Origin of the sequence: Candidatus Allofournierella merdipullorum (assembly GCF_048426865.1) — a bacterium.
Taxonomy (GTDB): Bacteria; Bacillota; Clostridia; order Oscillospirales; family Ruminococcaceae; genus Allofournierella_A; species Allofournierella_A merdipullorum.
Map to the genome: position 1 here is coordinate 40426 of NZ_DBFNWJ010000009.1, position 10795 is coordinate 51220.

8 protein-coding genes are annotated in these 10795 nt (G+C 67.6%); 1 reads left to right on the plus strand and 7 read right to left on the minus strand.

Features of this window, described 5'->3' with window-relative positions; all coding sequences use genetic code 11:
* Positions 1 to 221: 221 nt before the first annotated feature.
* The 4 genes from ACMNAY_RS02050 to ACMNAY_RS02065 are packed head-to-tail and all read right to left on the minus strand — an operon-like array spanning position 222 to position 6897.
* Positions 222 to 3185, minus strand: a complete 2964-nt coding sequence (locus tag ACMNAY_RS02050) for a SpoIID/LytB domain-containing protein (RefSeq protein WP_418718196.1) — start codon at positions 3183 to 3185, stop codon at positions 222 to 224.
* Between the two features lie 12 nt (positions 3186 to 3197).
* Positions 3198 to 4472 carry a competence/damage-inducible protein A gene (locus ACMNAY_RS02055; protein ID WP_418718197.1) on the minus strand — a complete coding sequence of 425 codons (1275 nt, stop codon included), beginning with the start codon at positions 4470 to 4472 and terminating at the stop codon, positions 3198 to 3200.
* 24 nt (positions 4473 to 4496) lie between these two features.
* Positions 4497 to 5714 (minus strand): tRNA uracil 4-sulfurtransferase ThiI, encoded by a 1218-nt coding sequence (thiI, locus tag ACMNAY_RS02060; RefSeq protein WP_418718198.1) that lies wholly within the window; start codon positions 5712 to 5714, stop codon positions 4497 to 4499.
* Between the two features lie 16 nt (positions 5715 to 5730).
* Entirely contained in the window at positions 5731 to 6897 is a 1167-nt protein-coding gene (locus ACMNAY_RS02065) for a cysteine desulfurase family protein (protein WP_418718199.1), read from the minus strand.
* A 257-nt stretch (positions 6898 to 7154) separates the two neighbouring features.
* Here ACMNAY_RS02065 and ACMNAY_RS02070 point away from each other — a divergent pair, with 257 nt between their 5' ends.
* On the plus strand, positions 7155 to 8816 hold the full coding sequence (locus ACMNAY_RS02070) for a formate--tetrahydrofolate ligase (RefSeq protein WP_394968230.1): 1662 nt from the start codon (positions 7155 to 7157) through the stop codon (positions 8814 to 8816).
* A 50-nt stretch (positions 8817 to 8866) separates the two neighbouring features.
* On the opposite strand, the gene spoVAE is transcribed toward ACMNAY_RS02070, so the two are convergent.
* From spoVAE to ACMNAY_RS02085, 3 genes are read right to left on the minus strand one after another with little or no spacing between them, the layout of a single operon-like run.
* On the minus strand, positions 8867 to 9223 hold the full coding sequence (spoVAE, locus tag ACMNAY_RS02075) for a stage V sporulation protein AE (protein ID WP_330056144.1): 357 nt from the start codon (positions 9221 to 9223) through the stop codon (positions 8867 to 8869).
* On the minus strand, positions 9220 to 10230 hold the full coding sequence (locus ACMNAY_RS02080; protein ID WP_418718200.1) for a stage V sporulation protein AD: 1011 nt from the start codon (positions 10228 to 10230) through the stop codon (positions 9220 to 9222). The genes spoVAE and ACMNAY_RS02080 overlap by 4 nt, the downstream gene beginning before the upstream one ends.
* 13 nt (positions 10231 to 10243) lie before the next feature.
* A complete protein-coding gene (locus ACMNAY_RS02085) occupies positions 10244 to 10690 on the minus strand; it encodes a SpoVA/SpoVAEb family sporulation membrane protein (protein ID WP_417025381.1) in 447 nt (148 codons plus the stop codon).
* Positions 10691 to 10795 lie beyond the last annotated feature (105 nt).

Consider the following 10795-nt stretch of genomic DNA (forward strand, 5'->3'; position numbering starts at 1 on the left):
TTTTTTTGCGGCCCGGTCCCGCGGGCCAAAAATGTCAAAAGGGTTACAGAGGCATTATACTCCATCTGTCGTCAAAAATGGAGCGTTTTTGCCCATTTTCGCCCATTGCCACAAAAGCGTCTTTTAAATTTATGCCATTTTACTATATTTTTACATTGTTTTTGTACGCCTGCTGCGCACAAAAGGCCCCCGCACCGTGGGTGCGGGGGCCTTTTCGGGTCTTATTGAGTGACGAGAGTAGTGCCGGGGTAGTAGTGGGCCAGAATGTCCGCATAGCCCCAGCCGTTGGCGGCGTAGCCCCAGGCGCCCATCTGGCTCATGCCGCAGCCGTGGCCGTAGCCCCAGACAGTGAAGGTGAAGGCCTCGCTGCCCGCGTCATAGACCACGTCGAAGGCGGCGGAGCGCAGGGTCTTGCCGTTGACATTGTTCAGCACGTTCTCCCGCAGATTGCGGCCGGTGGTGGTGACATTGCCAACCCGGATGCTGGTGACGTAGCCGCTGGAGTTCTTGACGATATCCCCGAACCAGGTGGAGGGGTCGTCGCTGTAGGCGTTCAGATCCACACCCAGACGCTCCTGGGCGCGGGCGGCCACCTCGCTCTTGTAGTAGACCCGGGTGCTCTGCCAGTTGGAGGCATAGTCCTTGTCGTAGGGGCTGTCCACATTGATGAGGTAGGGCCGGGCGCCGCCCCACACCTCCTGGCTGGAGTTGGTGCCGAACGCCGCGGAGGCAAAGTAGGGGGTGAAGGCCACGCTGCCGTTGTAGGTGAGGATCTGGTTCGCCACCTCACGGGCGGCGGCGCGGATGGTCTCGTTGGGCTCCAGGCCGGACACGCTGGGCGCGCCGCCCTGGCTGAGGATCCAGCTGTGGGCCGCCACCATCTGGGCCTTATAGGCCTCCACCGGGGCGTTGGCGCCCATCTCGTTGCGGGCGATCATGGCCAGGCACTCCACCAGGTCCATCTCCTGGCGCACACCGTTCATGGTGACGGTGATGGTGCTGCCGGAAGAGGGCGGCGGGGTGGGCGTGGGGGCAGGCGTAGGCGCCGGCGTGGGGCCCGGAGTGGGCGCGGCGCTGGCCGAGGGCGAAGCCGAGGGGGTAGCGCTGGGCTTCGGGCTGGCGGAGGCGTTCGGGCTGGCCGACGGGTCGGGGCTTGCGGAGGCGTCCGGCGTGGGAGAAGCGGAAGGCTCCACCGTTTCGCCGCCGCCCACTTCGCTCAGGGGGCGATCCTCATCGGGCATGCCGGCCTCCTCCTGCACGTCGCTGGAGGTGGCGCCGCCGGTGATGTACCAGTTCAGCCAGTACTGGCTGAGGGTGGTGAGGCTGGGGGCGGAAAGGCCCTCGCTCTCATAGACGGCCATGGGCAGCAGGGGCTGCTCGGCGGGCCGCACCTGGTTGCCGAACAGGATGGCGGCCTCGTTTTCCCGCAGCTGGCGGCCGGTGATGACCAGCATCCGCCCGTCGGCGTTGGGGCTGTCGGCCACCAGGGTCACGAAGGCGTCGCCGTCCCGCACGTCGGCGGGCATCTCATAGAGGCTGCGGGCCTTGGCCCCCAGCACGAAGGTGAGGTAATCCTGGTAGTTGGACAGGTCCTGCATGGAATACAGGTCGAAGGCAGCCTCGCCTTCCTCGTTCGGGTCCCACTCGTAGACCGCCAGCACCTTATAGCGGTAGTCGCCGTCGGCGGTGTAGAGGGTGAAGCCGCTGTTTTCCTTCAGCACCTCCTCCTGGGTCAGCTGACTGAGCTGTTCCATGGAGGCGGTGGGGCAGCGCACGATGACGTTGCTCTGGCTCTGGCCCAGGGTCTCGGAGCCGGTGAACCGGGGCAGTTCCTCCCCGGCGGCGTTCACCACGCCCGGCTGGGCGTCGGGAGCCGCCGCGTCGGCAGACCAGACCAGCGAGCCGTCCAGCGAGGGCAGGGCCAGATAGGCGGCCACGCCCTCGTCCTTGGCCTGCTGGGCCAGCAGGTAGTCCCGGGCCGCGTCGTCGTAGTCGGCGGTGCCGTAGCCCACATCGCCCAGCACGCTGCCGCCGCCGGGCAGTTTTCCGCCCTGCCACAGCCACAGCGCCACGCCGCCGGCGATGGCCGCCACCAGCAGGATGCAGCCGATCATTCGTCCCCAGTGGGGGCCGGCGGGCTTTTGCTCCTGCCCTTCGGGGGCGGGCACAGGGGCGTCGTCGCTGAACAGCAGCTGCGCCGCGCTGGTGAGCTGCTCGTCGGGTTTGAGCAGGTCGGCAGGGGCGCCGTCGGCACGGGGAGCCTTGCCAGTGAAGGCCGGCGCGGGGGCGCTTTGGGCCGGGGCGGCCTCGGCAGCCGGAGCAGGCTGTGCCGGGGCCGGGGCTGCCTTGGGCGCCTCGGGAGCGGGAGCCGCTTTGGGCGGTTCGGGGGCAGCCGGCGCCTTAGGCGCGGCAGCGGGAGCGGAGGACGCAAGCCCCGCCAGCGCCGCGCCGGGCAGTTCCAGTTTGGGGGCGGGGCCGCCCACCCGGAAGCGCTCCACAAAGGAGTCCATGTCCTTGCCCTGGGCCATGCGGCGCAGCATATCCAGCAGCCAGCCGGCAGCCAGAGCCTCCTGGTCGCCGCCCGCGGGCAGCGGCCGCACCCAGGCGTATTTTTCACTGCACACCAGCACAAAGGCGGGGTGCTCTCCCTCGGCGGGAGAGTAGGCTGCGGCCCAGTCCGCCCCGGAGACCCGCAGCGCCGCGTGGGCACGGGTGGCGGCGGGCTGCACCGGGCAGTTGGGATATTTCTTTAAAAGGTGTTTGTTGGGCACCACCCGGCCGCCACGCTTGGGATGGGCATAGCTCTGGGCGCCGAAGTCGTAAACTCCGCCCGCCTCGTCGCAGCCGGCCAGGGCGGCGTCCAGCAGCTTGCCGGTGGCCGCGTCGGCGGCCACGAACAGCCGCCGGGCCTCGGCCAGCGCATGCACCGCCACCTGGGCCAGGCTCTCCTCGCCCTCGCAGAACACCGCGTCGCCGAAGCGGCTCTCAAAGTAGTCCTTCCAGCGACGGCAGACCGCCTGCCCGTCGCCGCCCCGGGCGGTGACGCAGACGGCGTACTCGCCGTTTTTCATCAGAAGGTTCAGGCCCGGGCAGCCCTGGTCCGCGGCGGCGCGCAGCACCTGGGTCACCTGGTCCAGCTGCGGGCCGAACAGCCGCAGCACCAGTCTGGAGCAATTTTCGTCCATGGTGTTCACCTCTTATTCCGGGATGGTCTCGGCGCGGACAGCGCCGGGAATGGGAAGGCCCAGGGCCAGCCGGCGTGCGGCGTCCAGGGCGTTTTTGGCGGCGGACAGGCGGATGGTGGCCCGGTCCCGGTTGCCCAGGTCCAGACGCTTGACGAACACCTGTTCGCCCCGGGCCGCGCCCATGTACACAAGGCCCACCGGCTTTTCGGGGGTGCCGCCTCCGGGGCCGGCGATGCCGGTGAGGGAGACGGCCACGTCCGCGCCGGCGGCCTTTGCCGCGCCCGCCGCCATGGCGGCGGCCACCTGGGGGCTCACCGCGCCGTGGTTTGCCAGGGCCTGTTCGCTGACCCCCAGCAGTTTCTGTTTTGCTTCATTGGCATAGGTCACAAAGCCGAAGCCGAACACCTCACTGGAACCGGGCACGTTCGTGACCAGCTGGCTCACAAGGCCGCCGGTGCAGCTTTCGGCGGTGGCGAGGGTGAGACCCTTTTGGCGCAGGGCGTTCACCAAGGCGTATTCCAGCCCCTCCTCGCCCTCGGCGTAGATGTACTCCCCCGCCAGCCGGTAGAAGTTTTCGGCGTAGTCCCGGCACATGGCCCGGGCCGTTTTCTCATCGGGGGCGGCGGCGGTGATGCGGATGAGCAGCTCCGAGGTCTTGGCGTAGACGGCGGCGGTGGGGTTCTCGTTCTGGAAGAGATGGCCCAGCAGCTCCTCGGCGTGGCTCTCGCCGATGCCGGTGAGGCGCAGCACAAGGCTTTCCAGCACCCGGTGCTGGCCCTTTTGCAAAAAGGGGCGCACGGCGTTTTTCCACAAAGGCTCCAGCTCCGAGGGCGGGCCGGGCAGCAACACCGCCCGTTTTCCGTCCGCCTCGAACCACACCGCCGGGGCCGTGCCGTTGGGGTTTTCGAACCAGCCGCCCTTGGTGGGCACCATGGCCTGTTTTTCGTTGTTGGCGGGGGTGGTGCGGCCGGTGGAGGTGAAGAAGGCGCGGATCTCCTCCAGCACTTTCGGCTCAAAGCGCATCTCGTCGCCAAAGCACCGGGCCACCGTCTCCTTGGTCAAATCGTCCGCCGTGGGGCCAAGCCCCCCGGAGAACACCAGCAGGTCGCTGCGTGCCATGGCGGCGCGCACCTCGCCCTCCAGGCGGGCGGCGTTGTCGCCCACCACCTGCTGGCGCAGCACGTCGATGCCCAGCGCCGCCAGCTCCCGGGACAAAAACCGGGCGTTGGTGTTCAGAATGTCACCCAGCAGCAGCTCGGTGCCCACACAGATGATCTCAGCGGTCATGTGCTTCTCCCCCTTTCGGCGGCCTCACAGCAGCAGGTCGTCCTCGTCTTCCTCCGCTTTGCGCATGTCGATGCGGATGCGCTCCACATCTTTGGCCGCCTGCTCTTCCAGCGCGGCCAGGCCGGGCATCTCCGCCTCGGCGGCCTCCACCTCGGCCAGAGTGGGCTTGGTCTTGGGGTGGGGCGGGGTGAAGATGGTGCAGCAGTCCTCATAAGGCAGGATGCTGGTCTCAAAGGTGCCGATGCGCCGGGCCACCTCCACGATCTCGGTCTTGTCCATACCGATGAGGGGCCGCAGGATGGGCAGGTCCTGGGCCGCGTCGGTGCAGGCCAGGGCCATCAGGGTCTGGCTGGCCACCTGGGCCAGGCTTTCGCCGGTGACCAGGGCCTTGGCGTCGATCTCTTTCGCGATGCGGTTGGCGATGCGCATCATGCTGCGGCGCATGAGCACAGTGAACAAAACGTCGGGCGCGTGGTCCCGGATGTACTCCTGGGGGGTGGTGTAAGGCACCACATACAAAACACAGCTGCCGGTGTAGCCGCTGATGGTCTGGGCCAGGGTCTGCACCTTGCGCTTGGCCGCCTCGCTGGTGTAGGGCGGGCTAGCGAAGTGGATGTGGTGCAGCGCAAGGCCGCGGCGGGCCATGTACCAGGCGGCCACCGGGCTGTCGATGCCGCCGGAGAGCATGTTCACCGCACGGCCGCTGGTGCCCACCGGCAGGCCGCCGGGGCCGGGCACCTTGGGGCCGTGGATGTAGGCGCCGTAGTCCCGCACCTCCACCATGACCACGATGTCCGGGTGATGCACGTCCACCTTCAGGTGGGGGTGCTTGGAGAGCAGAAAGCCCCCCAGCTCCCGGCTGATCTCCGGGCTCTTCATGGCAAAGGACTTGTCCGAGCGCTTGGCCTCCACCTTGAAGGTGCGCACCCCGCGCAGGGTCTCGCCCAGGTAGGCTTCGGCGGTGTTCTTGATGGCCTCAAAATCCTTTTCGCACACCGCCGCGCGGCTGAGGGCCGCCAGGCCGAACACCTGGCTCACCCGCTTGAAGGCCTCGTCGAAATTGGCCACGGCCTCCTCGTCCCGGGGCTCCACATACATGGTGCTCTGGGCCTTATAGACCTGGTACTGGCCCAGCTCCCGCACTCTAAAGCGCATGGCCTTGGCCAGGGCTGCCTCAAAGGTGGCCTTGTTCAGGCCTTTCAGGGCCATCTCGCCCTGGTAGCACAAAATGACTTCTTTCATCGTCGTTTCTCCTTGTTCAGCGCAGCTGCGCCAGCGTTTTGAGGCCCTGTTCCAGGCCGTTGAGAAGGGCGTCCACGTCCGCCTCGGTGTTCTCGGCGCAGAAGCTCACCCGCAGGGCGGTGTCGATGCGCCGGGCGTCCAGCCCCATGGCCGCAAGCGTGTGGCTGGCAGCGCCCCGGGAACAGGCCGACCCGCTGGACACATACACCTTCGTCTGCTCGAGATAATGGAGCATCGTCTCGCTCTTCACCCGCATGGTGCTGAAGTTCAGCACCTCGCTCACCGCGTCCTCCGGGCTGTTGAGCACCACGTCCAGAGTGGCAAGCCCCGCCCGCAGCCGGGCGTTCAGCGCCGCCACATGGGCCGCCCGGGCGGCGAAGGTCTTTTCCATCCGCCTTGCGGCGGTGGCGAGGCCCACCGCGTAGGGCAGGTTCTCGGTGCCGGGGCGCACGCCCTGCTCCTGGCCGCCGCCGTGGCCCTTCTCCTGCCCGCCGCCGAGATAGGGCGGCTGGATGTTATAGCCCCGGCGCAGATAGAGCGCGCCCACGCCCTTGGGGGCGTGAATTTTGTGGCCGCTGACGGTGTAGCTGTCGATGTTTTCCAGGCTCACCGGCACCCGCATCCAAGCCTGCACGCCGTCCACATGCACAGCGGTGCGGCTGTTGGCTTCTTTCACCCGGGCGGCCAGCTTCGTCACGTCCTGCCTTGCGCCGGTCTCGTTGTTCACCTGCATGCAGGTGACGAGAATGGTGCCCTTGTCCACCCGGTCGGCCAGGGCGTCCACGTCCAGACGGCCGTCCGCGCCGGGGGCGACGAAGTCCACCTCAAAGCCCTCTTCGGCAAGGCGGGCCAGAGGCAGCGCCGCACTGGGGTGCTCAAATCCGCTGGCCACGATTTTCTTGCCCCAGCTGCGCCGGGCCAGCGCCGCGCCCAGCAGGGCGATGTTGTTGCTCTCGCTGCCGCAGCCGGTGAAGAACACCTGCCCCGGCTCGGCCCCCAGGGTGCGGCCCACGATGTTCCGGGCCTTGTCCAGCAGCTCCTTGGACTCCACGCCGGGGGTGTAGAGGCTGGAGGGGTTGCCCCAGTGGTTCGTCATGGTTTTGTAAATGGCGTCGGCCACCTCGGGGGCCACCCGGGTGGTGGCGGCGTTGTCCAGATAATGCAGGGCTTCGTTGTCGATCATCGCAGCTTCCCGACCTTTACAATCAGTATAGTCCGCCGTTTTTATCCGTTGCGTTTGGACATTCACCCGGCGGCGGGTCATAAAAATACAGAATATATTATAGCACAACCGCGCCCGGGGGCACAAGGCCGCGGCGGGGCTGGAAAGTGTTACTTTTGCGGCGGGCCTTGTAACCGGCGGCCGGTTCTGCTACCATGGAGAATAGAAAAGGTGCGGGGGCCGCCGGCTCCCGCGATGTGACAGAAAGGGTGGCGCGCATGAAAACGGATATCCAGATCGCCCAGGAGGCGACCTTGAAGCCCATCACCGAGATCGCGGCGGGGCTGGGCCTTGGCGAGGATGACATCAGCCTTTACGGCAAATACAAGGCGAAGATCGACCACCGGCTGGCCAAAAAGGCCGAGAAACAGGGCAAGCTGATTTTGGTCACGGCCATCAGCCCCACCCCGGCGGGCGAGGGCAAGACCACCGTCAGCTGCGGCCTGGCGGACGCGCTGAACGCTCTGGGCAAAAAGACCATGCTCTGCCTGCGTGAGCCCAGCCTCGGGCCCGTGTTCGGCATCAAGGGCGGCGCGGCCGGCGGCGGTTACGCCCAGGTGGTGCCCATGGAGGACATCAACCTCCACTTCACCGGCGACCTGCACGCCATCGGCGCGGCCAACAACCTGCTGGCGGCCATGGTGGACAACAGCATCTACCAGGGCAACCCCCACCACATCGACCCCCGCCGGGTGACCTGGAAGCGCTGCGTGGACATGAACGACCGGCAGCTGCGCTATGTGACCGACGGGTTGGGCGGCAAGGTGAACGGCACTCCCCGGGAGGACGGCTTTGACATCACGGTGGCCAGCGAAGTGATGGCCATCTTCTGCCTGGCCACCGACCTGAAAGATTTGAAGGAGCGGCTGTCCCGCATCGTGGTGGGCTACACCTACGAGGGCCAGCCTGTGACCGCCGGCCAGATCGGCGCGGCGGGCGCCATGACCGCCCTGTTGAAGGACGCTTTCGACCCGAACCTGGTCCAGACGCTGGAAAACAACCCCGCCATCATCCACGGCGGCCCCTTCGCCAACATCGCCCACGGCTGCAACAGCGTGATGGCCACCCGGCTGAGCCTGTCGCTGGCGGACTATGTGGTCACCGAAGCGGGCTTCGGCGCGGACCTGGGCGCGGAGAAATTCCTGGACATCAAGTGCCGCATGACCGGCCTTGCCCCCAACGCGGTGGTGCTTGTGGCCACCGTGCGGGCGCTGAAGCATCACGGCGGCTGCCCCAAGGACCAGCTGGGCGTGCCCAACGTGGACTATTTGAAAGCGGGCGCGGCGAACCTGGCCCGCCATGTGGAGAACATGCGGGGCTTCGGCGTGCCGGTGTGCGTGGCCATCAACGCCTTCCCCACCGACAGCGCCGAGGAGCACGAGTGTCTGCGGGACATCTGCGCCGACCTGGGCGTGCCCTGCGAGCTGGCCACCGTCTTTGCCGACGGCGGCAAGGGCGGCCTTGAACTGGGCAAAGCGGTGCTGAGCATCCTGCAGCCCGAGACCACTCTCAACTTCACCTACCCCGACGAGGCCCCGCTGGCGGAGAAGGTGGACGCGGTGGCGAAGAAAATCTACCGCGCCGCGGCGGTGAGCTGGAGCGCCCCCGCCAAGAAGGCGCTGGCGGAAATTGAGGCCATGGGCTACGGCAAGCTGCCGGTGTGCATTGCCAAGACCCAGTACTCCTTCAGCGACGACGCCACCCTGCTGGCCGCGCCGGAGGGCTTCACCATGACCGTGCGGGACGTGCGCCTTAGCGCCGGCGCGGGGTTCGTGGTGGTCATCATGGGCAGCATCATGACCATGCCCGGCCTGCCCAAAAAGCCCGCCGCCGAGAACATCGACGTGGACGAGAACGGCCGCATCACCGGCCTGTTCTGAAAAAAGGCATAACAAAAGCGGCTCCCTTGGCGGGGAGCCGCTTTTTGTTTTCAGTTCTGGTCTTTGGAATGGCTGAAGGCCGCGGCCAGCACGCCGCAGACGAGGCTGGCGGTGACCCCTGCGGCAGCGGCGGAAAAGCCGCCGCACAGCGCGCCCAAAAGGCCGCTTTTCTCCACCGCGTCCACCACGCCCTGAGCCAGCAGGTGCCCAAAGCCCAGCAGCGGCACGCTGGCCCCCGCGCCGGCGAATTCCGCCAGCGGGTCGTAGAGGCCCAACGCGCTGAGCACGACGCCCGCCACCACATAGGTCACCAGCACCCGGGCGGGGGTGATGCTGGTCAGGTCGATGAGCAGCTGCCCCGCCACGCAGATGAGGCCGCCCACCACAAACGCCCAAAGATAGGTCATGCTTCTGCCTCCTCGCTCACAAGTTCCACCAGATGGGCCACGCCGGGGATGCTCATCCCCTGCTGGCTGGTGATCTGGCTCATCAGCGCCCCTGTGGAGAGGAACAGCACCCGGCGCATTTTGCCCTTGCGCAGAGCGGGCAGCACCCGGGCGCAGAGCACCGCCGCCGAACAGCCCGCCCCGCTGCCCCCGGCCTGCACCTCCTGTTTGTGGATGTCGTAAATTTCGAGGCCGCAGTCGGTGTGATTTTTCATTTCCAGCCCCTCCGCCTCCAGCAGCTGGGCCAGCAGACGGCTGCCCACCAGACCCAGGTCGCCGGTGTAGACCGCGTCGAAGTCGGCGGGGGTGCGGCCGGTGTCCGCGCAGTGGCGCAGGATGGTCTCGGCGGCGGCGGGGGCCATGGCGCCGCCCATGTTGGTCAGGTCTGTGACGGCATAGTCCCGCACCCGGCCGAAGGTGACCGAGGCCACCCGGGGCCCCGCCCCTCGCGCCGCCACAAGGCAGCAGCCCGCGGCGGTGGCCGTCCACTGGGCGGTGGGGGTGCGCTTGCCGCCGTAGCTCAGAGGGGTGCGGAACTGCCGCTCCGCCGCGCAGAAGTGGCTGCTGGCCAGTGCCGCCGCCACCTCCACGCAGCCCCCCGCCGCAAGGCAGGCCGCCAGCCCCAGCGCCTCGGCCATGGTGCTGCACGCCCCGTACAGCCCGGCAAAGGGCACGTCGGTGCGGCTCATGTGGTAGGCGGTGGCGGTGCACTGGTTCTGCAGATCGCCCCCCAGCACCAGGCTCAGCCGCCCCAAGGGCAACCGGGCCTTTTGCAGTGTCAGCTCCAGGCAGTGCTGCTGCAGGCGGCTTTCCGCCTGCTCCCAGGTGGGCTCGCCCAGGCTGTTCTCGGGGAAGAGCAGGTCGAACTGGGCCGCCATCGGGCCCTCCCCTTCCTTTTTGCCGCCCACGGCCCCCTGGGCCAGAATGACCGGCGGCGCGTCGAAGAGGATGGTGTCGCCTTTGCGCATCAGCCCGCCTCCTTTAGATGAAGGGGCGCAGGAAGTAGTACAGCGCCCCCCAGGCGGTGCTGGCCAGCACGCCGTAGACGATGACCGGGCCGGCGATCTGGAACATCTTGGCCCCCACGCCGGTGACGTAGCCCTCGCACCGGGCCTCGATGGCCTGGCTGACCACCGCGTTGGCAAAGCCGGTGATGGGCACCAGCGTGCCCGCCCCGGCCTTTGTGGCCAGCTTGTGATACCAGCCCAGGGCGGTGGTGACGGCGGAGATCACGATGAGGGTGATGCTGGTCATGCAGCCCGCGTCGCTGCGCACAAAGCCCGCCGCCATATAGGCGCGGCGCAGCGCCTCGCCCGCAAGGCAGATGCCGCCGCCCACGAAAAAGGCCCACAGGCAGTCCTTGAGCAATTTGGAGTGGGGGCTGGCCCCCGCCACCAGCCGGCCGTATTGTTCCACCGTTATCTTCAAAGCAGAGTCCTCCTCCCGCTGCGCGAAAACATTGTGTGTGCAGTTTCTCCCGCCGCGGGGGGCTTTATGTACACACAGCAATAGGGCGGGGGGGGGCCCGGGGCG

Excerpts from the sequence above, each read along its gene's own strand:
- spoVAE (WP_330056144.1), bottom strand. The coding sequence starts at position 9,223 with ATGACCTATCTTTGGGCGTTTGTGGTGGGCGGCCTCATCTGCGTGGCG.
- thiI (WP_418718198.1), bottom strand. The coding sequence starts at position 5,714 with ATGAAAGAAGTCATTTTGTGCTACCAGGGCGAGATGGCCCTGAAAGGC.
- ACMNAY_RS02050 (WP_418718196.1), bottom strand. The coding sequence starts at position 3,185 with ATGGACGAAAATTGCTCCAGACTGGTGCTGCGGCTGTTCGGCCCGCAG.
- ACMNAY_RS02065 (WP_418718199.1), bottom strand. The coding sequence starts at position 6,897 with ATGATCGACAACGAAGCCCTGCATTATCTGGACAACGCCGCCACCACC.
- ACMNAY_RS02070 (WP_394968230.1), top strand. The coding sequence starts at position 7,155 with ATGAAAACGGATATCCAGATCGCCCAGGAGGCGACCTTGAAGCCCATC.
- ACMNAY_RS02055 (WP_418718197.1), bottom strand. The coding sequence starts at position 4,472 with ATGACCGCTGAGATCATCTGTGTGGGCACCGAGCTGCTGCTGGGTGAC.
- ACMNAY_RS02080 (WP_418718200.1), bottom strand. The coding sequence starts at position 10,230 with ATGCGCAAAGGCGACACCATCCTCTTCGACGCGCCGCCGGTCATTCTG.